General features: G+C 69.5%; 20 protein-coding genes and 1 pseudogene. 15 read left to right on the top strand and 6 right to left on the bottom strand.

Annotated features, from left to right (window positions below; genetic code table 11):
- The first annotated feature begins 398 nt into the window (after positions 1-398).
- Positions 399-1,517, top strand: a complete 1,119-nt coding sequence (gene dusB, locus ACFY36_RS35395; RefSeq protein ID WP_499750617.1) for a tRNA dihydrouridine synthase DusB — start codon at positions 399-401, stop codon at positions 1,515-1,517.
- A gap of 7 nt (positions 1,518-1,524) precedes the next feature.
- On the opposite strand, the gene ACFY36_RS35400 is transcribed toward dusB, so the two are convergent.
- The 6 genes from ACFY36_RS35400 to ACFY36_RS35425 form a co-directional block, all read right to left on the bottom strand.
- Positions 1,525-2,625, bottom strand: coding sequence for an MFS transporter (locus ACFY36_RS35400; protein WP_499750266.1), 1,101 nt, complete (start codon positions 2,623-2,625; stop codon positions 1,525-1,527).
- 54 nt (positions 2,626-2,679) lie between these two features.
- Positions 2,680-3,756: a DUF2786 domain-containing protein gene (locus tag ACFY36_RS35405; protein WP_499750267.1), complete on the bottom strand. Its 1,077-nt coding sequence runs from the start codon at positions 3,754-3,756 to the stop codon at positions 2,680-2,682.
- A 77-nt stretch (positions 3,757-3,833) separates the two neighbouring features.
- Positions 3,834-4,205 (bottom strand): hypothetical protein, encoded by a 372-nt coding sequence (locus ACFY36_RS35410; protein ID WP_360252011.1) that lies wholly within the window; start codon positions 4,203-4,205, stop codon positions 3,834-3,836.
- A gap of 77 nt (positions 4,206-4,282) precedes the next feature.
- On the bottom strand, positions 4,283-4,768 hold the full coding sequence (locus ACFY36_RS35415; protein WP_499750268.1) for a roadblock/LC7 domain-containing protein: 486 nt from the start codon (positions 4,766-4,768) through the stop codon (positions 4,283-4,285).
- Between the two features lie 45 nt (positions 4,769-4,813).
- Complete coding sequence (locus ACFY36_RS35420) at positions 4,814-5,878, bottom strand: DUF4388 domain-containing protein (RefSeq protein WP_499750269.1); 1,065 nt, start codon at positions 5,876-5,878, stop codon at positions 4,814-4,816.
- Positions 5,879-5,899: 21 nt separating this feature from the next.
- Positions 5,900-6,247 carry a roadblock/LC7 domain-containing protein gene (locus tag ACFY36_RS35425; protein WP_360252020.1) on the bottom strand — a complete coding sequence of 116 codons (348 nt, stop codon included), beginning with the start codon at positions 6,245-6,247 and terminating at the stop codon, positions 5,900-5,902.
- A gap of 266 nt (positions 6,248-6,513) precedes the next feature.
- On the opposite strand from ACFY36_RS35425, the gene ACFY36_RS35430 reads away from it, so the two are divergent.
- From ACFY36_RS35430 to ACFY36_RS35495, 14 genes and pseudogenes are all read left to right on the top strand, one after another.
- Positions 6,514-6,891: a VOC family protein gene (locus ACFY36_RS35430; RefSeq protein WP_499750270.1), complete on the top strand. Its 378-nt coding sequence runs from the start codon at positions 6,514-6,516 to the stop codon at positions 6,889-6,891.
- Between the two features lie 10 nt (positions 6,892-6,901).
- Positions 6,902-8,116 carry a deoxyguanosinetriphosphate triphosphohydrolase gene (locus tag ACFY36_RS35435; protein ID WP_499750271.1) on the top strand — a complete coding sequence of 405 codons (1,215 nt, stop codon included), beginning with the start codon at positions 6,902-6,904 and terminating at the stop codon, positions 8,114-8,116.
- Positions 8,117-8,127: 11 nt separating this feature from the next.
- Positions 8,128-8,322 (top strand): annotated as a pseudogene (locus ACFY36_RS35440) (CHC2 zinc finger domain-containing protein); the annotation flags it as partial.
- Between the two features lie 696 nt (positions 8,323-9,018).
- Positions 9,019-10,890 carry a DNA primase gene (gene dnaG, locus ACFY36_RS35445; RefSeq protein ID WP_499750618.1) on the top strand — a complete coding sequence of 624 codons (1,872 nt, stop codon included), beginning with the start codon at positions 9,019-9,021 and terminating at the stop codon, positions 10,888-10,890.
- Positions 10,887-11,441: a hypothetical protein gene (locus ACFY36_RS35450; protein WP_499750272.1), complete on the top strand. Its 555-nt coding sequence runs from the start codon at positions 10,887-10,889 to the stop codon at positions 11,439-11,441. Before dnaG ends, ACFY36_RS35450 begins: the two co-directional genes overlap by 4 nt.
- Before the next feature lie 36 nt (positions 11,442-11,477).
- A complete protein-coding gene (locus tag ACFY36_RS35455) occupies positions 11,478-12,401 on the top strand; it encodes an ABC transporter ATP-binding protein (RefSeq protein ID WP_499750273.1) in 924 nt (307 codons plus the stop codon).
- Positions 12,401-13,150 carry an ABC transporter permease gene (locus ACFY36_RS35460; protein ID WP_499750274.1) on the top strand — a complete coding sequence of 250 codons (750 nt, stop codon included), beginning with the start codon at positions 12,401-12,403 and terminating at the stop codon, positions 13,148-13,150. Before ACFY36_RS35455 ends, ACFY36_RS35460 begins: the two co-directional genes overlap by 1 nt.
- A 31-nt stretch (positions 13,151-13,181) precedes the next feature.
- Positions 13,182-13,949, top strand: a complete 768-nt coding sequence (locus ACFY36_RS35465; protein WP_499750619.1) for an ABC transporter permease — start codon at positions 13,182-13,184, stop codon at positions 13,947-13,949.
- A 161-nt stretch (positions 13,950-14,110) separates the two neighbouring features.
- Positions 14,111-15,244: a YihY/virulence factor BrkB family protein gene (locus ACFY36_RS35470; protein WP_499750275.1), complete on the top strand. Its 1,134-nt coding sequence runs from the start codon at positions 14,111-14,113 to the stop codon at positions 15,242-15,244.
- Positions 15,245-15,439: 195 nt separating this feature from the next.
- Positions 15,440-16,681, top strand: a complete 1,242-nt coding sequence (locus ACFY36_RS35475) for an ROK family transcriptional regulator (RefSeq protein ID WP_499750276.1) — start codon at positions 15,440-15,442, stop codon at positions 16,679-16,681.
- A complete protein-coding gene (locus ACFY36_RS35480) occupies positions 16,678-18,216 on the top strand; it encodes a sugar ABC transporter ATP-binding protein (RefSeq protein WP_499750277.1) in 1,539 nt (512 codons plus the stop codon). Before ACFY36_RS35475 ends, ACFY36_RS35480 begins: the two co-directional genes overlap by 4 nt.
- The gene (locus ACFY36_RS35485; RefSeq protein WP_499750278.1) at positions 18,213-19,229 is read left to right on the top strand and encodes an ABC transporter permease; all 1,017 of its coding nucleotides are present in this window, start codon (positions 18,213-18,215) and stop codon (positions 19,227-19,229) included. The genes ACFY36_RS35480 and ACFY36_RS35485 overlap by 4 nt, the downstream gene beginning before the upstream one ends.
- 45 nt (positions 19,230-19,274) lie before the next feature.
- The gene (locus tag ACFY36_RS35490) at positions 19,275-20,321 is read left to right on the top strand and encodes a substrate-binding domain-containing protein (RefSeq protein ID WP_499750279.1); all 1,047 of its coding nucleotides are present in this window, start codon (positions 19,275-19,277) and stop codon (positions 20,319-20,321) included.
- Positions 20,322-20,331: 10 nt separating this feature from the next.
- Positions 20,332-21,507 (top strand): Gfo/Idh/MocA family protein, encoded by a 1,176-nt coding sequence (locus ACFY36_RS35495; RefSeq protein WP_499750280.1) that lies wholly within the window; start codon positions 20,332-20,334, stop codon positions 21,505-21,507.
- Positions 21,508-21,605: the final 98 nt, after the last annotated feature.

A 21,605-nucleotide genomic window follows, 5' to 3' on the forward strand; every position in this document is an offset into this window, starting at 1 on the left:
ATTCGTGGTGGCCGCAGTCATAGGCGTGCGACTACCGTCCGGAAAGCGTTGACCCCGGCAGCGGTTGGAGCCGTACCTTCGCGCCGTCGGCGGCAACCTTGCGGCGGCCTTGGATCTCTACGCCTGGAACTCTGAGATCTCCGCCGCGCCGATCCCGGCCATCTGCTGCAACACTGAGCTCAATCTGGGCTTCTGGCGGTTCCTTCTCGCCAGTCATTACGACCGCACGTTATGGCGGGAATGTCTGTACCGGGCCTTTCCTGGTCGGCCGCGACGGCAGGTACACGACGCGGTGGAGCGGCTCCACCTTGCGTTCGGTGTGCGGCCTGACGGTGACGTGGATTTTCGGTGGTCGTGAGGGGCATGGCATGCTCGAAGGCGTGACTCTCGCACCTCTCATGCTCGGCGATCGTGTCGTCAATCCGCCTGTCGTGCTGGCTCCCATGGCCGGCATCACCAACGTGGCGTTTCGGCGGCTGTGCCGGGAGCAAGGTGGTGGGGTCTACGTCTGCGAGATGATCACGACGCGGGCTCTCGTGGAGCGGATCCCCAAGACGCTCAAGATGGTGGCGTTCGCCGAGGACGAGGACTTTCGCAGCCTTCAGCTGTACGGGGTCGACCCCGATGTGACGGCCCGGGCCGTGCGGATGGTGGGCGAGGACAACCTGGCCGACCACGTCGACCTCAACTTCGGGTGCCCGGTGCCCAAGGTGACCCGGCGCGGCGGTGGGTCGGCTCTGCCGTGGCGGCGCAAGCTGTTCGGGCGGATCGTCAAGCAGGCCGTGGACGCGGCCGCCGAATACGGGATCCCGCTCACGATCAAGATGCGCAAGGGCATTGACGACGACCATTTGACGTACGTCGAGGCGGGGCTCATCGCGCAGGAAGCCGGTGTCGCCGCGGTGGCGCTGCATGCCCGTACGGCCGAACAAAGGTACTCGGGAAACGCGGACTGGGACGCCATCGCGACGTTGAAGCAGGCGCTCGACGTGCCCGTTCTCGGCAACGGGGACATCTGGGAGGGTTCCGACGCCCTGCGCATGGTGGAGCAGACCGGCGTCGACGGGGTCGTCGTCGGGCGCGGATGTCTGGGACGGCCGTGGCTGTTCGCCGACCTCGAGGCGGCCTTCACACAGGGTGGCGACTACAAGCCGGTGCTGCCGGCGCTGGGCGAGGTCGCGAAGATCATGTCGCGCCACGCGGAGCTGCTGGTGGACGCGCTCGAGGACGAGAAGCACGGGTGCGCCGATTTCCGTAAGCACATCGCCTGGTACCTGAAGGGCTTCCCGGTCGGTGGTGAGCTGCGCCGGGCCCTGTCGATGGTGTCGTCGCTGGCCCAGCTGGACGACCTGCTGGGCAAGCTCGACCCGTCGGTGCCGTTCCCGGAGGAGGAGCTCGGCAAGCCGCGGGGCCGCGTCAATGCGCCAGGCAAGGTCTCTTTGCCGTACGGCTGGCTCGACAGCCGCGACGACGAAAGCGTGCCCGAGGGCGCCGAGATGGAGAACAGCGGAGGCTAGCGGACGTTCACCGTCGGCGGGCGATCAGGGCGGTGAGCAGGAGCGGCGCCGAGCAGAGGGCGAAGAGTGCCGTGAGCGGCAGGTCGACGGCGAAGGCCAGGTAGAGCACGACGGAGAAGGCCTCGCTGGCGAAGCCGGCGACCGACAGCACGGTGGTCCGGGCCGGCCCGGTGATCCGCTCCTGGAGGCGGGCCTCGGCGCGGATCATCGCGTACTGCAGCAGGCCGAAGGCGGCCGAGACGGCGATCATTCCGGCGAGGTGCGGGGTGAGGGCGCCGGCCGCGAGAAGAACCGCCGCCCCGCCGAGCGCCCAGGAGAGTCCGCGCCCGCGACCGGCGAGAGCGCTTCCGGCGGCCATGGCGAGGGCGGTCAGGGCGAAGAGCAGGGGTACGGCCGCGGTCGGCGCCCCTTTGTCCCGCGCGAGAAGCGGCAGGAATTCGTCGAGCGCGCTGAACCCGGGCACGAGCGCCGCCACGAGAACCGCCCGCGCGACCACCCGGGTTCCGACGGCTTCCCGCACACCGCCCCGAAGGATGTGCCAGTACGACATTTCGGAAATATTCGGAGGGGCGGGGTCGGGTGTGGGCCCGGTGGTGGTTCGGGTTTCGGGCAGGCGCAGCGACAGCAGGGCGCCCAGGAGCTTCACGGCGATGCTCAGCGAGCCCACCAACAGATAACCGCCCGCCTGGAAGGCGGGAGTGGCCAACGCCGTGGCGGCCAGCATGGCCAGGATCGAGAGCGTCTCGGCTCGGCCTATCAAGCGGGCGTACGCGTTCTCCTCCGGCACCGCGTCGTAGACCAGCGCCTCCAGCGTGCCCGAGCCCAGCGAACCGCCCAGGCCCCACAGAGCGAACCCCACCGTGAAGCCCCAGTACGACGGCCACAACAGCCACATCGCGTAGCCGGCCGCCGTCAGGGTCTCGCCTATCGCGTACAGCCTCTTGCGGGACCAGGCGTCAGCCAGCGCGCCGGACGGGATCTCGGCCACGAAGGCGACCACGGACCAGATCGCGAACAGCGACGACACCTGGGCCGTGGTGAGGCCGGCGTCCGTGAACAGCAGCGCGTACACCGGGTAGAGCGGCACGCCCTCGGCGAGGGCCCGCACCGCGTAAAGGTTTCAGCGTCAAGCCGGATGCATGACCCCAGTTTGCCCCACCCGTCAACGCAATTGGGCCTCGTCGGCCGCGGCCCGGCCCGACTCCCAGCCCTCGAGGCTGTCGATGCGGCTGCCGCGGGCCCGGACCGTACGGGGAAAGGCCTTCCGCATGACCTCGCGCACCTGGACCTCGCGGTTGCGCAGCACCGGCAGCAGGTCGCTGTGCTGCTCGATCTCGTGCCGGGTGGCCTGGGAGAGGCGTTCGCCGATGCGGACCGCGTACGCCACCAGGAAGCTGCGCCGGAACGCCTTGATCCGGGCCTTGCCCTTGGCCGGCTCGTCGCGGGCCATCGCCCGGTTCGCCTGCACCAGCAGCGACGTGTAGAGCAGCTCGACGCCGTCGATGTCCGCGTCGTAGCCGAAGATCGTGGAGAAGCCGAGCTCGGGCGACCACACCGTGTGGCAGTGGTTGGCCCGCGCCACCGCGTCCAGCAGAGAGGCCTTTTCGCTTTCGTACGGATGGTCGACACCGATCCGCCGCGCGAACGGGACCACCTCCGCGCGCCCGGCCGTGGTCAGCGCCTCCTCGATGCTGTGCCGGGCGATCAGCTCCTGCGCCTTGGCCGAGTACGCCTCCGCCTCGGCCGGGAAGTCCGTCGCCTCGGCCTTGGCCAGCAGAGCCCGTACGCGATCAAGGATCCTGTTGTCTGATTTGTACGATAGATCGGACACAGTCCCCGGAGGCGGAATCAGCACTTCGATCATCGGCAGTTGGCGCAGAGAGGTCAGTAGGCCTATCGACGCGTCCAGCAAGGTGATCCGATCGGGGTGCCGGCCGGCCGGCGGCAACGAGGACGCCTGGGCCGCCCAGCGCGGATCAACGGCGGAGAACCGCCCCGCGTAACCGGCGGCGGCTGTGGACACCATGCCCGCTTTGAGCGGATCGCCCAGGCGGGCGATCACCCGGTACAGCTCGGACGGCTGCCATCCGCCCCGGAAGAGCCGGTCGAAGGCGTCGTTCAGCGCCGCGCGAAGGGCCGCGTCGACCTCGCCCGCCGGCGCCACGGTCAGCGCGTCGAGCCCCGCCTCATAACCGATCGCCCCGCTGACCACCTCACGGACGACGTCCTCCACTGACACACCGACGACGGTACCGACGACGACGGGGAGGGCCGTGCTCGGCCCTCCCCGTCGTGACGCCGGATACCAGGCAAAACTCAGACGTCGAGGTCGCTCTCGATGCGCTTGAGCTGATGCCGCGCCATGGCCAGGTTCGAGCGGTCGCGGCGCAGGGCCACGTACAGGAACAGCCCCTTCCCGGCCCGGCTCGTCAGCGGCCGGATCAGGTGATACTGCGTGTCCAGAGTGATGAGGATGTCCTCGATCTTCTCCGTGATGTTCAGCATCTCCATCGCCCGGAGCTTGGCCCGCACCACATCCGTGTTGCCGGCCGCGGCGACCGTCAGGTCGAGCTCCTTGCCGCCGCCGACCGTGCCGAGGGCCATGCCGCTCGTGTGGTCGACCAGCGCGACGCCGAAGGCGCCGTCGATTTCCATGATTTCCTTGAGTGCGGTGTCCATGTCGCCCATGGATGGGTCCTCCGTTGCGGTGGGATGGCGGGCCGCCACCCGGCGGCGCCGTTCGGTCGCGGCGGATGCCGCGTTTCTCAACCCGCCGCCTGCCGACGACGAGCATTGGTCGTGAGGGTGGACAAGGGGCTGCGCCGGGTCAGCGCCGCCGGTCCCGCCTGCTGCGGGATCTCCGGGCGCGGCTGCGGCTTCGTTTCCAACTTCAAGATCCGGATGAGCCGCCGTACGCATCGCCGGGCCTCCAGGTGCACCATGGCGAGGTTCGCGTCGCCCGAGGTGACCACCGTGAGCAGCGCGGTCGGGCCCGCGGTGTACGAGGTGATGTAGCCTCGGTCGCATTCGACCACCGACTCGCGCAGCTCACCGTGGTTCACCGCGTGGGCGAACCGGCGGGCCAGCGCCAGGTGGGCGGCGGCCAGCGCCGCGATGCTGTCCGGTTCGATGCCGTGCGCGTCGTGCGCGATCACCAGCCCGTCGGTGGAGGCCAGGACGCTGCCGGAGAGCTCCGGCACCCGGCCTCTCAGGCGGTCGAGCTCCTCGAGCACCGCCGGATCCACCGTCATCCTCGGCCTCTCTTTCTGCGAGTTCTGCGAGCGGGGGCGCGCGTGTCACCGCAAGGCTCGCAATGCCGTACGGATGCGCTTGAGCAGGACTTCATCGGTGCCGGGATGCACCGGTGGCGAGGGTTCGCCGGCGACTTCCTTGGGCAGCTTGGCCCCGGGTTTGCGCCGGGCGAGGCGAGGCGGGGAGAGCGAGTTGCGCGGCGGCTCCGCGGGCGGTGGCGGATCGGGCACCGGCATCGGTGGTGAGGGAGCCGGCCTCGGCGACGGAGGAGCCGGCGCCGGTGGTGGGGGAGCCGGCACCGCCGCCCGGGCGCCGCTCACCACCGGCACGGTCGGTGCGTCGTCCGGCTTGATCACCGGGCGTTTGACGTCGACCGCGGTGCCGCGCACTCGCGGCAGCCGGACCAGCTCCGGGGCCTCCACCGCCCGTACCTCCGGAAGCTCCAGAAGGCCCATCGCGGCCATCCGGCGCAGCTCCTGGATCGTCGCGTAACCGGCCTTGCCGAGCAGCAGGGCCAGGTCGGCCGGGGTGCGCTGGCCGTCCGCGTTGATCAGCAGCTCCCACTGGAGGGCCGTGATCGTCACCCGCTCGCGGGGCGGGCGCGACACCGGGATGACCGGCGCCGTGTCCACCCGGGCGTCCGGGAAGATCTCGTCGAGCAGGCGCACGCGCCGGCGTACCTCCCGGGTTATCGCACCCGGGTCGATGTGCGCGACCGGACCGAGCCAGTGGGTCGCGCCGGGCAGGAAGTCGATCGGCGCCTCCGGCGCCGACAGGGTGAAGTACGCCGCGTCGTACGTCGCCCCGAGCACGCACAACTCCAGCTCGCCCTGGGTGAGATGGCCCTGCTCGACCAGCAGCCGGCCGACCCGGGCGGTGGAGGTGCCCAGGTCGAGCGCGTTCTGCCAGGTGCGGCCGGCGAGCCGGCCGGACGAGGTGAGCAGCTCGCCGACACCGGGCGCGGCCGGCGACTCGGCGTAGATCACCCGCCCCTCGAGGACGTAGACCGCGCCGCCCGGGTGGCCACCGACCACCAGGGTGCCGGTCTGCCGCTCGCCCGTGACCTGCGTGAGCAGGCGGGACGGGGCGGCCGTCCGCAAGGTTGTCACCATTTCCCCTTTGGCGTCGTTTTACGTGGCGACGAGTTCGTCGGCGAGGGTCTGCATGCGGCGGCGGGCCACCGCGAGGTTCCCCTGGACCCGGTCGAGCCAGAGGTAGAGGACGAGCCGGCTGTCGAAGTCGGTCTGCACCGGCCGCAGCAGGTGATAGCCGCCGGCGGTCGTGATGATCAGGTCTTCGAGCAGGTCGTGCGGTAGGGCCGAGACGTAGAGCGATCGGGTGGTCGCGGCCTGGACCACGTCCGCGGTGCCCGCGGCCGCGGCCTCGTGGTCGTTGTTGGGTGCGGCTCCCGTCGTGGCGACCGGGAACCCGGTGGTGTAGTCGACGATGCTGGCGCCGACCGCGCCAGGGATCGCCATGGCCTCCTGTAGACAGTGGTCGACGCCGGGCACTTCTCTCCTCAGCGCTGTGCTGCTGCCGCCGCCGGGCCGTGCCTCGTTGCCGCGGCCACCGGCGAACCTCGGGTTCGGTGGCGGCGGAACACCTCTCCCGCCGTCACCGTGGGCCATCCTCCGGCGACCCTGCGGCGGGCAGTCGCACCCCGTGTGCGTCATGTTCGACGGCTTCGCGGCGCTGGTCGGGTGCGCGTAACATGATCGCCACTTTTCGATAAGGGAGGCGCCATATGGCGTTGCAGTGGGAGCAGATCGTGGTGGACGCCCAGGACGCCGGGCGCCTGGCGCGGTGGTGGGCGGAGGCCCTCGGCGGCTGGGTCATCGTGACCGACCAGCCGGACGAGGTGGAGATCCGCAAGAGCCCCGATCAGCTGCCCGGACTGCTGTTCACGCCGGTGCCCGAGGCCAAGACGGTGAAGAACCGCCTCCACATCGACCTGCGCCCCGACGACCAGGAGGCCGAGGTCGAGCGCCTGATCGACATGGGCGCCCGGCACGCCGACGTCGGACAGGGCAGCGACGTCACCTGGGTCGTGCTGGCCGATCCCGAGGGCAACGAGTTCTGCGTCCTGTCCTCAAAGCCCTTGCCGCCAGACGAGGCCAACTAATCTTGGTCGCATGACGGCGTTCGACGCCCAGCGGTTCGTCGCTGAGCCGGCTAAGGACAGCGGCTACGGGCGTACCCCGTTCCAGCGGGACCGGGCGCGGGTGCTGCACTCGGCGGGCTTCCGCCGGCTCGCGGCCAAGACCCAGGTGCACACGGCCGGCTCCGACGACTTCCTGCGCACCCGGCTGACCCATTCGCTGGAGGTCGCGCAGATCTCCCGCGAGATGGGCGAGCGCCTGGGCTGCGACCCCGACGTGGTCGACGTGGCCGGGCTCGCCCACGACCTGGGCCACCCGCCGTTCGGCCACAACGGCGAACACGCCCTGCACGCCGTCGCCGAGCCGTGCGGCGGTTTCGAGGGCAACGCGCAGACCCTGCGCGTGCTGACCCGGCTCGAGGCCAAGGTGCCCGGCGCCGGCCTCAACCTGACCCGGGCCTCGCTCGACGCCAGCTGCAAATATCCGTGGCCGCTGAAGCCGGGAAGACGCAAATTCGGGGTGTACGCCGATGACCGCGCCGTCTTCGACTGGGCCCGCCCGGCCGAGCTGGGCGAACGGCGCTGCCTGGAGGCCCAGGTCATGGACTGGGCCGACGACGTGGCGTACTCGGTGCACGACGTCGAGGACGGCGTGCACGGCGGCTATCTGGCCCTGCGCCCGCTGCTGGCCGACCCGGCCGAGCGGGCCGCCCTCTGCGCCGACGTGGCGGCCACCTATTCCGACGAGAGCACCGACGAGCTGGCCGGCGCCCTCGATCAGCTGCTGGCCGACCCGGTGGTGACCGAGGTCGCCGGATACGACGGCACGTTCCGCGCCCAGGCCGCCCTCAAACGGATGACCAGCGTCCTGACCGGCCGCTTCGTCGCCTCGGCGGTCGGCGCCACGCAGAGCCGGTACGGGAGCGGGAAGGTCCGCCGCTACGACGCCGACCTCGTCGTGCCGCGCACGGTGCGTAATCAGTGCGCGCTGCTGAAAGGCATGGCGTTGCGGTACGTGATGAGGGCCCGGGCGGCCGAGTCCTGGTACGAGGAGCAGAGGACCATCCTCGTCGAGCTCGTGCACGCTCTCACCCGTACACCCGAAGCTCTTGACCCGGTCTTCGCCCCTCTGTTCGAAGCTGCGCAGAGTGACGCGGAAGCACTGCGGGTGGTGATCGACCAGGTCGCGTCGCTCACCGACCCGGCCGCCGTGGCCTGGCACCGGACCCTGGTGGCGGCTCGTACCTGAGGCGAGGCAGGATGTATGCCGTGGCGGGCAGGGTCAAGGACGAGGACATCGCGCTGGTCCGTGACCGGACCTCGATCGCAGACATCATCAGCGAGTCGGTGACGTTGCGCCCGGCCGGCGGCGGCAACTTGAAGGGCTTGTGCCCTTTCCACGACGAGAAGACCCCGTCGTTCACCGTGGCGCCGGCGCGGAACGTGTACTACTGCCTCGCGGGGGAGACCCGGGTCATCACCGACCAGGGCATCCGCGAGATCCGCGATCTCGCGGGAGCCTCGCACCGGGTCATCACCACACACGGCCGTTTCGTCGAGGCGCCGTTCTACTCGTTCGGCGAACAGCCGCTCCTGCATCTTCACCTGTCGAGAAACGGGCAGAAGAAGACGATCCGGGCGACCGCCGAGCATCGTTGGTTCATCGACGGTCGCGAAAAGCGCGCGGAGCGCATCACGGCGGAGCTCAGGCCGGGCGATAGGCTCTCCGACGTCTTCGATGGGCGTGCCCTCGCTCCTTCCCCGTTCGGCGTTGTCAGGGGCGTCGTCTTCGGTGACGGCACGCTTCTCGACGAGGGAAGCATCGCTCTCCTGTCCGGCGGGAAAGACCGTGAGCTGCTGAAGTGGTTCCCGCTCAACGACACGTACGTCTCGGGCGAAGCGATTGTCGTCACCGGCCTTCCGGCGTACTTCAAGACCGATCTGCCTCCGCTTTCCGAGTCGCCTTCTTACCTCTTCGGATGGTTGGCGGGATATTTCGCGGCGAACGGGGACGTGGCCGCGGACGGAAGCATCTCGCTCGACTCGGATCGCCGCGAGCACCTTGACCATGTGCGTGACCTCTGTACGCGGATCGGCGTCGGGACGTACGGCATCCAGGAATCCACCGGGCCCGTCCATCGGCTGACCCTCATGGGTGAAGACCTTCCCGAGGATTTCTTCCTCATCTCGGCCCATCGCGACCGCTTCACCTCAGCGCGCAAGAAGTTCGAGCGCCGGGGCTGGGTGGTCGAGGCGATCGAGGACCACGGCGAGGTGGAAGAGGTCTTCTGTCCCGTGGTCGAGGGCACCCATGCCTTCGTTCTCGAAGACAACATCCTCACCGGCAACTGCCACGGTTGTGGGCAGGGTGGCGATGCCATCAAGTTCCTGATGGACGCCGAGCATCTGTCGTTCATCGAGTCGATCGAGCGGCTGGCCGGGCGGGCCGGCATTCAGCTGCGGTACGAGACCGACGACTCGCGGCCCAGCGCGCCCCGGCCCCAGGCCGGGCAGAAGCAGCGACTTCTCGCGGCTCATGTGGCGGCGGCCGAGTTCTATCAAGGGCAGCTCTCCACGCCGGGGGCGCGCAAGGCGCGGGAGTTCCTCGCCCAGCGTGGCTTCGGGCGGGACGCGGCCGAGAAATACGGGTGTGGCTTCGCGCCGGACACGTGGGACTCGCTGGCCAAGCATCTGCGGCAGAAGGGCTTCTCGGCCGAGGAGCTGAACACCGCCGGGCTGACCAAGCCGGCCCGGTCCGGGTCGCTGATCGACCGGTTCCGGGGGCGGCTGCTGTGGCCGATCAAGGACCTGTCCGGCGATGTGATCGGTTTCGGCGCGCGCAAGCTGTTCGACGAGGACGACGGGCCGAAATATCTGAACACGCCCGAGACGCCGCTCTACAAGAAGTCGCACGTGCTCTACGGCATCGACCAGGCCAAGCGTGAGATGGCCAAGCGGGGCCGGGCCGTGATCGTCGAGGGCTACACCGACGTGATGGCCTGTCACGAGGCGGGCGAGCCGACCGCCGTGGCCACCTGCGGCACGTCGTTCGGCGTCGACCACATCGGGGTGCTGCGGCGGCTGCTGCTCGACAGCGACAGCGTGGTCGGCGAGATCATCTACACGTTCGACGGCGACGCGGCCGGTCAGAAGGCGGCGCTGCGCGCCTTCGAGGAGGATCAGCGGTTCGTCGGGCGTACGTTCATCGCGGTCAGCCCGGACAACATGGACCCGTGCGAGTTGCGCCTGGCCAAGGGTGATCTCGCGGTCCGCGACATGATCGCCGGGCGGGAGCCGCTGGTCGACTTCGCGTTGCGGCACACGATCGGGCGTTTCAACCTCGACACGGTCGAGGGACGGGTCGAGGCGATGCGCCGTGCGGCTCCTCTGGTCGCCAAGATCAAAGACCGGGAGATGAGGCCCGAGTACGCCCGTAAGCTCGCGGCCGATCTCGGCATGGACCTCGAGCCGGTGCAGCGGGCGGTGAACTCGGCCCTGCGCGGCGCCCAGGACCAGGCGGCCCCGGCCCGGGCCAAGGCCGCCCCCGACTCGCCGCAGCGGCTGGTCGAGCGCGAGTCGCTGAAACTGGCCCTTCAGGAGCCGGTCATGGCGGGCCCGATGTTCGACTCGCTGGGCGCCGAGAACTACGCCGATCCGGTCTACGCGGCGATCCGCTCGGCGGTGGCCGCGGCCGGTGGCGCCTCCTCGGTCTCGTCCGGTGGCGTGGTCTGGATCGAGAAGGTCCGGGACAGCTGCGACGACCTGGCCGGTCAGGGCCTGATCTCCGAGCTCTCGGTGGAGCCGTTGTACGTGGACGGGGCCGTCGACCCGCGTTATGTGCAGATCACCCTGGCCCGGTTGCAGGTGGGCTATGTGACCACCCGGATCCGGGACCTGAAGTCCAAGGTGCAGCGGCTGAACCCGGTCGCGCACAAGGACGAATATCTGGCCCTGGCGGGCGAGCTCTTCTCCCTCGAACAGCAGGCGCGTGCCCTGCGTGACCAGGCGGCAGGTGGATTGTGAGCTTGTTTCGTCGGCGTCCGTCGCTTCCGGCGGCGCTCAAGCCCGCTCTCGCCCCCGAGGAGCGGGTGGTGGCCTGGGCGGCGGTGGAGCCGGAGCAGGCCGTGGTGGTGACCAACCATGGCCTGTGGCTGCCGTCGCGGGGCCGGCTGGGCTGGCACGAGATCCACAAGGCGGCCTGGTCGGGGCGCGAGCTGCGGATCACGCCGGCCGAGGTGGCCGAGGAGCGTGACGGCTACACGGTGATGGTCGACGGGCCGGCCGAGGCCTTCCTGCTGCTCGATCCGGGGCAGGTGCCCGACCAGGTGCGCATGCGCGTGTCGAAGTCGGTGGCCTACACCACCCATCACCCGGTGCAGGTGTCGACGAACCGGCCCGACAAGCCGTTCCTGGTCGGCGGGGTGCGGATCGTCGGGCGGCGGGTGAGCGGGCGGGACGGCCTGTCGTGGGCGGTCCGCTACGACTCGGGCACCCCGGTGTCGCACCAGACGGTGATCGAGGTGACGGCGACCCTGGTCTCGGCGGCCCGGGAGGGCATGGCCGGACCGGACTGAGGATTTCTGTCGTACCCCCCTCCTAGGGTCCAGGGTGTGACTTCCCTCATTCGTGCCCGTGGTCTGGTCAAGCGGTTCGGCGACTTCACGGCCGTCGACGGCATCGACGTCGACGTGCGCCGGGGTGAGGCGTTCGGCTTCCTCGGTCCCAACGGCGCCGGCAAGAGCTCCACCATGCGCATGATCGGCTGCGTGTCGCCGCCGACCGGCGGGGTGCTCGAGATCCTCGGGCTCGACCCGGTGCGTGACGGCCCGCGCATCCGGGCCAGGCTCGGGGTCTGCCCCCAGCTCGACAACCTCGACATCGAGTTGAGCGTGCGGGAAAACCTGACGACGTACGCCCGTTTCTTCGGCATCGCCCGCAAGGTGGCCCGCCGCCGCGCCGACGAGTTGCTCGAGTTCGTCCAGCTCACCGAGCGCGCCGACAGCAAGGTGGAGCCGCTGTCGGGCGGCATGAAACGCCGGTTGACCATCGCGCGGGCGCTGGTCAACGAGCCCGAGATCGTGTTGCTCGACGAGCCGACGACCGGCCTCGACCCGCAGGCCCGCCACCTGGTATGGGAGCGGCTGTTCCGGCTCAAGCAGCAGGGCGTGACGCTGGTGCTCACGACCCATTACATGGACGAGGCGGAGCAGCTCTGCGACCGCCTGGTGGTGATGGACGGCGGCCGGATCGCGGCTGAGGGCTCGCCGCGAGAGTTGATCGAGCGCTATTCCACGCGTGAGGTCGTCGAGCTGAGATTCAACGCCGAGTCCCAGGAGCCGTACGCCTCGAAGCTCGAGGGCGTCGGCGAACGGCTCGAGGTGCTGCCCGACCGCATTCTGCTCTATGTGGCCGACGGCGACGGGGCGGTGGCCGAGGTCCACCGGCGTTCGCTGAGCCCGGCCAGCGTGCTGGTGCGCCGCAGCAGCCTCGAGGACGTCTTTCTTCATCTCACCGGCCGGACGCTGGTCGACTGATGCTGACCGTCTTCGAATATCACCTGGTCAACTACCGCCGCACGTGGCGGGGGAGCGCGCTGTCCTCGCTGGTGCTGCCGCTGCTCACGATGCTGGGTTTCGGCGTGGGCGTGGGGTCCTATGTGCGGGGCGGCGTCGAGGGGGTGTCCTACCTCGACTGGATCGTGCCCGGCCTGATCGCCTCGACCGCCATGCAGACGGCGATCGGCGAGTCGACGTGGCCGGTGCTGAGCGCGTTCGAGTGGCTGAAGACGTACTTCGCGCAGGCGGCGGCGCCGCTGCGGGTGGCCGACATCCTCGGCGGCCATCTGGCCTTCATGCTGTTCCGGGTGCTGATCAGCGCGGCCGCCTTCCTGGCCATCGCGCTGGCCTTCGGCACGTTGCATTCGTGGTGGTCGCCGGTGGCGCTGATCGTGGCGGCGCTGGTCGGCCTGTCGGTGGCGGCGCCGACGGCCGCGTACGCGGCGACCATCACCAGCGACAGCTACCTGGCGATCCTGCTGCGCTTCGCGGTCCTGCCGATGTCGTTGTTCTCGGGCGTCTTCTTCCCGGTCGAGTCGTTGCCGGTGGTGCTGCGCTGGATCGCGTACGCGCTGCCGCTGTGGCACGGCGTCGACCTCTCGCGCGACGCCACCCTCGGGCTGAACCCGGGGTGGCTGGGCCTGATCCACGCGGCCTATCTGATCGCCTGGTGCGCCGGCGGCTGCTGGCTGGCGCATCTCCGCTACCGCCGAAGGCTGGTGATCTGACGTGGTGACACGGCTGCTCCTGACGGAGGGGATGGCGCGGCGGTCGGTGTCGGTGACCGAGCGGAACGTGGCCACGCTGCGCTCGGCGTACTGGATCGTGATGGTCTCCGGCTTCCTGGAGCCGGTGCTCTATCTGTTCTCGATCGGGGTGGGCGTCGGCGGCCTCATCGGCGACATCACACTGCCCGGCGGCGAGGTGGTGGGCTACGCGGCCTTCGTGGCGCCGGCGATGCTGGCCGCGTCGGCGATGACCGGGGCGCTGTCCGAGACGACCTTCAACTTCTTCGGGAAGATGAAGTTCATGCGCCTGTACGAGGGCATCCTGGCCACGCCGGTCCGCCCGATCGAGATAGCGCTGGGCGAGCTGCTGTGGGCGATGGTGCGGGGCGCCCTCTATTCGGCCGCCTTCCTGGCCATCATGGTGGCGATCGACCTGACCACGTGGCCCCGGGCGCTGGCCATGTTCCCGGCCACCATCCTGGTCGGCTTCGCCTTCGGCGCCCTGGGCATGACCGTCTCCACGCTGATCCGCAGCTGGCAGGACTTCGACCTGATCGCATCGGGCCAGTTCGCCCTGTTCCTGTTCTCCGGCACGTTCGTGCCCCTGACCGCCTACCCGGCCGCCCTGCGCTGGCTGGTCGAGATCACCCCGCTCTACCGCTCGGTCCACCTGATCCGGGCGCTGAGCACGGGCACGGCCGGCTGGCTTCAGCTGCTCGACGTCCTCTACCTGCTGGCCCTGCTCACCCTGGGCCTGACCATCGCCGGCCGCCGCATGTCCCGCCTGCTCTGCAAGTAACAAGCCGGCCATCGCATCCGCACGGTGCGGCCTTTTGTTGCGGTGGGGCAAGTTCCTGTCGGGTGAAGGTGGTTAGGGCGCCTCCGTGGCGGGCATCACTGTTGCAGGTCGCGCCGAGGCGGCCACGCGCTACAGATATGCCTGCGCCTGGAGGTACGGCGATGAAGCTTTTTCACAAGCATGATGAGGAAACGGCTACCGCCGGATCGGTGAAGGAAGGGCAGCGGGACGACCGCGAGACGGCGTCGGCCCGGGACAAGGGCGCCCGTGACTACGACGTCGCGACCACGAAGACGGGGGAGGACCGGGAGAACGACCTGAGCGCGGTGCCGCCCGAGGCCGGGCCCGACAGCCCGGCCGAGCTCAAGGGCAAGGGCGTCTTCGCCGCGGTCAAGCGGACCTTCAAGCAGTTCTCCGAGGACAACATCTCCGACTGGGCGGCCGCGCTCACCTACTACGGTGTGCTGTCGATCTTCCCGGGGGCCGTGGTGCTCGTGTCGATCCTGGGGATGCTGAGCAGCGACGGCAAGCAGACCGTCACGCAGACGATCGACGACATCTCCGGTGGGAACACGCAGATCAAGGATCTCGTCAACACCGTGCTCAACCAGGTCGGTGACACCGGTACGGCCAGCTTCGCCGCGATCATCGGTCTGCTCCTCGCCTTCTGGTCGGCCTCCGGCTACATCGCCGCCTTCATGCGGGCCTCCAACGCCGTCTACGACGTGCCCGAGGGCCGGCCGATCTGGAAGACCCTGCCGATCCGGGTCGGCGTCACCGCCGTCATCGGCCTCATGCTGATCGTCTCGGCCTTCATCGTGGTCTTCACCGGTGACCTGTCGCGGGTCGTCGGCGAGAAGATCGGCCTCGGTGACGCCGCCGTGATGACCTGGAACATCGCCAAGTGGCCGGTGCTGGTGCTGCTGGTCAGCCTGATGTTCGCGATCCTCTACTGGGCCTCGCCCAACGCCAAGACCGGCGGCTTCCGCTGGGTCAGCCCGGGCGGCATCTTCGCCGTGGTGCTGTGGCTGGTCGCCTCCGGCGCCTTCGCGATCTACCTGGGCAACTTCGCCAACTACGACAAGACCTACGGCGCCCTGGGCGGTGTCATCGCGTTCCTGGTCTGGCTGTGGATCTCGAACATCGCGATCCTGCTCGGTGCCGAGCTCGACGCCGAGCTGGAACGGGGGCGGGCCATCGCGGCCGGTCACGACCCCTCCGACGAGCCGTTCCTCGAGCTTCGCGACGACCGCAAGATCAAAAAGGGCAGCGAACAGGGTCTCAGCAGCAGTTGATCTAGCTGAAGCGGGAAGCGCCGGGCACCAAAGCCCGGCGCTTTTTCGTGTCCCGGAGCGGATCACTTTTGCTCATATAGACAAAAGTTAGGAATGATCTTCGAGAAGGTATGGACTCCTGAGGCGGAACGGGCCTACTGTGACGGGCACAACACCGCACGGTTACCGCGGTGTGAAGCGCCCCCGGAGGTCTCCGTGCACCTGGCCGATGCTCCCCACCTGCGCATTCTGCGCCTGCTGCGCGACGAGGGACCCGTGTCCCGCGCCGAGCTGGGGGACCGTCTGGAGCTCACCCGCCCGCGTCTGCTGGCCGAGGTCGAGCGGCTCGTCGCGGCCGGCCTGATCGCCGAGGCGGGCATGGCCGCCTCCCGTGGCGGGCGCCGGTCCACCCTGGTCGAGCTGCACCCGCGGCTGCGGTTCGCGGCGGTCGACCTGGGCGCCAGCTCCATCGACATCGAGGTCACGAACGGCCGCCTCGAGCCGGTCGCGCTCTATCAGGAGGCGGCGGACATCCGCTCGGGGCCGCGCACGATCCTCCACCGGGTGAGCGAGATCCTCTCCAAGGCGCGCACCGACGGGGCCTTCGACCGGCTCGACGCGGTCGGCATCGGCGTCCCGGGCCCGGTCAGCTTCCGCGACGGCGTGCCCGTCTCCCCGCCGATCATGCCGGGCTGGGACCGCTACCCCGTGCGCGAGTTCCTGGCCCGCGAGCACGGCTGCCCGGCCGTGGTCGACAACGACGTGAACATCATGGCCATCGGCGAGCGCCACGGCGGGGTCGCCCACTCGGTCGACGACTTCCTGTTCGTCAAGATCGGCACGGGCATCGGCTGTGGCATCCACCTGAGCGGCACCGTCTACCGCGGGGTGGACGGCTGCGCCGGCGACATCGGCCACATCCAGGTCGACCCGAACGGGCCGGTCTGCTCCTGCGGGAACACCGGCTGCCTGGAGGCGCTGTTCAGCGGCGCCGCCCTGTCCCGCGACGCGCTCGCCGCCGCCCGCTCCGGCGAGTCGCCCGCGCTGGCCGAGCGCCTCGCCGGCTATCAGGCCGCGGCCCGCCAGGCCGCCGAGACCGAGGGGGCCGACTACGAAGCCCTCGAGGAACGCATCACGATCACCGCCCGCGACGTCGCCGACGGCGCCGCCGAGGGTGATGTGACCTGCATCCGATTGATAAGAGAGGGCGGCCGCCGTGTCGGTGGGGTCCTCGCCACCCTGGTGTCCTTCAGCAACCCTTCGATGATCGTCATCGGCGGGGGCCTGGCCCAGCTGGGTCATGTGCTGCTCGCCGAGATCCGCAGTGTGGTCTACCGCCGGTCGCTGCCCCTGGCCACCGGCAACCTACCCGTCGTCCTCAGCGAGTTGGGCAGCCGAGCCGGCGTCACCGGCGCCGCGGTGCTGGCCAGCGACACGGCATTCGAGCAGGCCTCATGACGATTCCCGCACAACGCGAAGCTTCCGAAGACGTCGTCCTCCGACTCACCGATGTGGTCAAGACCTTCCCCGGCGTGCGCGCGCTCGACGGCGTGCAACTAGAGGTCCGGGCGGGCGAGGTGCACTGCCTTCTCGGGCAGAACGGCGCCGGCAAGTCCACATTGATCAAGACACTGGCCGGCGTCCACCACGCCGACGGCGGCGAGATCACCTGGCTCGGCGAGCCGTTCGCCCCGGCCACTCCGCAGGCCGCGATGCGCGCCGGCATCGCCACCATCTATCAGGAGCTCGACCTCGTCGACGATCTCTCGGTCGCCGAGAACGCGTTCCTGGGCCACGAGCAGACCCGCTTCGGCTTCACCAAGCGGCGCTCGACCGCGTCGCGGACCAAGGAGATCCTGGCCCGGCTGGGCCACGGGGAGATCCCGCCGCGGCAGGCCGTGCGCAGCCTTCCGGCGGCCGGCAAGCAGATCGTCAGCATGGCCCGCGCGCTGTCGCACGAGGCCAAGCTGATCGTCATGGACGAGCCCAGCGCCGTGCTCGCTCATGACGAGGTGGAAAACCTGTTCCGGATCATCCGGGAGCTCACGGCCGAGAACATCGCGGTCATCTACATCTCGCACCGGCTCGAGGAGATCCGCGAGATCGGCGACCGGGTGACCGTGCTCAAGGACGGCCGCACGACCGCGGCCAACCTTCCGGCCCGCACCACGCCGACGCGCGACCTGGTCAGCAAGATGACCGGGCGGACCATCGAGTACGTCTTCCCGGAGCGCCGCACCCTCGAGGAGAAGCCGCCGCTGCTCGTGGTCGACGGTCTCACCCGCGAGGGCGAGTTCGCCGACGTGAGCCTGACCGTCGCCCCGGGCGAGATCGTCGGCATCGCCGGCCTGGTCGGCTCGGGCCGTTCCGAACTGCTCGAGACCATCTTCGGCGCGCGCCGTCCCGACAGCGGCACGATCACCCTCGACGGCAAGCGCATCCGGTCGCTGGGCACAGCCGTACGCAAGGGAATGGGAATGGCCCCCGAGGAGCGCAAGAGCCAGGCGCTGCTCCTCGACGAGCCGATCTACAAGAACATGACGCTCTCGTCGTTCTCCGGGTTCGCCCGCGCCGGCTTCACCGACGCGGCCGGCGAGCGCAAGGCGGCCGAGCGCACGGCCGACTCGCTGGAACTGCGCCCGCGCGACGTGATGCGCCCGGTCCGCACGCTCTCCGGCGGCAACCAGCAGAAGGTGGTCGTCGGCCGGTGGCTGCTCGGCGACACCCGGCTGCTGCTGCTCGACGAGCCGACCCGCGGCGTCGACGTCGGCGCGCGGGCCGAGCTCTACCAGGTCATCCAGGGCCTGGCCGAGAGCGGGGTCGGGGTGCTGCTCGTCTCGAGCGAGGTGCCCGAGGTGCTCGGATTGTCCGACCGGGTGCTGGTCATGCGGGAGGGTCACCTGATCCATCAGGCCCCGGCCGGCGAGATCGATGAGGACACCGTGCTCGACCTCGTGATGTCGGGGTCGTTGATGGAGGGAGAGCCAGCATGATCACCGAGACTGCGCCTCCCGAGGTGCAAAAACGCTCGCAACGCCGGCACATCGACGACAACGTCATCCGCAATCTCGGCCTGGTCGGGGTCCTGATCCTGCTGATCGTCGTCGGCATCATCACCAAGCCGGATCTCTACAGCGACCCGACCTGGGTCAAGAACAACTTCCTGACGATCCTCCAGCAGGCGTCCGCGATCGGCGTGGTCACGGTCGGCATGACCTTCGTGATCATCGGAGGTGGCATCGACCTCTCGGTCGGCGCGATCATCGCCCTGTCCGGTGTGTGGGCCACTACGCTGGCCACGCAGAGCTACGGCGCCGCGGGCATGATCTTCACAGCGCTGGTGGTGGGACTCTGCGTGGGGCTCGTCAACGGGGTGCTCATCTCGTACGGCAAGCTGGTGCCCTTCATCGCGACCCTGGCGATGCTGGTCGCGGCCCGTGGTCTCGCCGCACAGATCTCCGGCAAGCAGACTCAGGTCTCGGCCAATACGTTCATCAACGACCTGGCCGCCAACAAGCTTCTGGGCATCCCGATGCTGGTCTGGATCCTGGGTCTGGTCGTGGCGGCCGGGTGGGTGCTGCTCAACCGCACGACCTTCGGCCGCCGCACGGTCGCGGTCGGCGGCAACCCCGAGGCGGCCCGGCTGGCCGGCATCAACGTCAAACGACACACCCTGCTCCTGTACGCCCTGTCGGGGCTCTGCTGCGGCATCGCCGCCATCATGTTGACGTCCCAGGCGACCAGTGCTCAGGCCGCCATGGCGAACCTGTACGAGCTCGACGCGATCGCCGCCGCGATCATCGGCGGCACGCTGCTCAGTGGCGGTCGCGGCACCATCATCGGCGCCCTCTTCGGGGTGCTGGTGTTCTCCACGATCACGAACCTGTTCGCGATCAACAATCTCTCCACCGAGGTTCAGAACATGGTCAAGGGCGGGATCATCGTGCTCGCCGTCCTGATCCAGCAGTTCCGTTATCGCTCCCTCACGCAACTCCTCAAGCGCTGATCTCTCGCCCGGTCGCTCTTTCCGGGTACCCCCTTGGGAGGATTCATGTCCGCTTTGTCCCGTAGGCGCGTTCTGTTCGGCGGTGCTGCCGTCGGCGCCGGAGCGCTTCTCACCGCGTGCACGAGCAACACCCCCGAGAACAACGCGCAGGTGAACACCAACACCGACGCGTCGGCCAACCCGAACGCCGCCCCCGGCCAGAAGGTGGTCATCGGGTTCACCGCGCCCGCCGCCGACCACGGCTGGATCGCGGCCATCACCAACAACGCCAAGGCGCAGGCCGCGGCGTACCCCGACGTCGAGTTCAAGCCGGTCGAGGCCGGCGCCGACGCCGCGGCCCAGCGGGCCGCCATCTCCACGCTGATCTCGCAGAAGCCCACCGTGATCGTGATGCTCCCGCACGACGGCAAGGAGCTCAACGCGGCCGGCATCGAGGCCATGGCCGCCGGCATCCCGGTGATCAACCTCGACCGGGCGTTCCCGTCCATGGCGGCCTACCGGCTGCAGATCAAGGGCGACAACTTCGGCATGGGCCTGGCCGCCGGCAACTACATCAGCGAGCAGCTCAAGGCCAAGGGCGTCACGAACCCGGTCATCGGCGAGATTCCCGGCATCGACTCGCTGGAGCTGACCCAGGAACGCTCGGAGGGCTTCAAGAACGCCCTCGCGGCGCACGGCTTCAAGGTCGCCAACCGCCGCCCGGCCGAGTTCACGGCCGACAGCGGCCAGGCCGCCGCGACCGCGCTGCTGCAGGCGCTGCCCAAGATGGACGCGCTGTGGAACCACGACGACGACCAGGGCATCGGTGTGCTGGCCGCGATCAAGCAGGCCAACCGCAGCGAGTTCTTCATGGTCGGCGGCGCCGGATCCAAGCAGGCCATCGACGCCATCACGGCCGACAACAGCGTCCTCAAGGCGACGGTCACCTACAGCCCGTCGATGGCCTCGTCGGCGATCTCGCTGGCCCGGCTCATCGGCCAGGGCAAGGGGATGAGCGACCTGGTCGAGCTGCAGGTGCCCAAGGAGATCACGCTCGCCTCGGAGACGATCACCAAGGACAACGCTTCGCAGTACGCGAAGCTCGGTTTCTAAGGGGTTGTAGATGTCGGAACAGCTGCGGGTCGGCATGGTCGGCTACGCGTTCATGGGGGCCGCGCACTCGCAAGCGTGGCGCACGGTCAACCATGCGTTCGACCTGCCGCTGTCGGCACGGATGACCGCGGTGGCCGGCCGCTCCGAGGATGCGGTGGCGGCCGCCGCGGCCAAGCTCGGATGGGCCGAGCACACCACCGACTGGCGGTCGCTGATCGACCGGGACGACATCGATCTGATCGACATCTGCACGCCGGGCGACACCCACCGCGAGATCGCGCTGGCCGCGCTCGCCGCCGGCAAGCACGTCCTGTGCGAGAAGCCCCTGGCCAACACGGTGGCCGAGGCCCAGGAGATGGCGGCGGCCGCGGCGCAGGCCCGCGGTGTGTTCGCGATGTGCGGTTTCAACTACCGGCGTGTGCCGGCGGTCGCGCTCATGCGTGAGCTCGTCGCCGCCGGCCGCATCGGCAAGCTGCACCACGTGCGGGCGACGTATCTGCAGGACTGGATCGTCGACCCGGAGTTCCCGCTGGTGTGGCGTCTGCAGAAGGACGTGGCCGGATCGGGGGCGCTGGGCGACATCGGCGCGCACATCGTCGACCTCACCCAGTTCGTCACCGGCCAGTCGATCGCCGCGGTGTCGGCCCTGACCGAGACGTTCGTCAAGTCCCGGCCGCTGCCGTCGGCGTCGGCCGGGCTCTCCGCCTCCGGCACGTCGTCGTACGGCGAGGTCACCGTCGACGACGCGGCGCTGTTCCTGGCCCGGCTCGACGGCGGGGCGGTGGCCACGTACGAGGCGACACGCTTCGCCACCGGCCGCAAGAACGCGCTGCGGGTGGAGCTCAACGGCTCGCTCGGCTCGCTGGTCTTCGACTTCGAGCGGATGAACGAGCTCGCCTTCTACGACGGCGCGCTGCCGGCGGAGGAGCAGGGCTTCAGCACGATCCTGGTGACCGAGCCGAACCATCCGTACATGTCGGCGTGGTGGCCGGCCGGCCACGGCATCGGCTACGAGCACACCTTCACCCACGAGGTCCGCGACCTCATCGAGGCGATCGCCGCGGGCACCCAGCCCACACCGTCGTTCGCCGACGCGTTGCAGGTCCAGCTCGTGCTCGACGCGGTCTCCCGGTCGGCCGAGTCGTCCCAGTGGTGCGAGGTGAAACCGGCCCTCGAGCCGGTCTGACCGATCTGGTCGTCCGTCGCGGATCGGCGAGGGATGGTGCGGTTGCGCCCCGCACCAGCCGATCCGCGACGGAACCGGGCTTCGGAATCCGACGAATG

It is taken from the genome of Actinoplanes sp. NPDC000266 (assembly GCF_042899005.1).
In the GTDB taxonomy this organism is placed as follows: domain Bacteria; phylum Actinomycetota; class Actinomycetes; order Mycobacteriales; family Micromonosporaceae; genus Actinoplanes.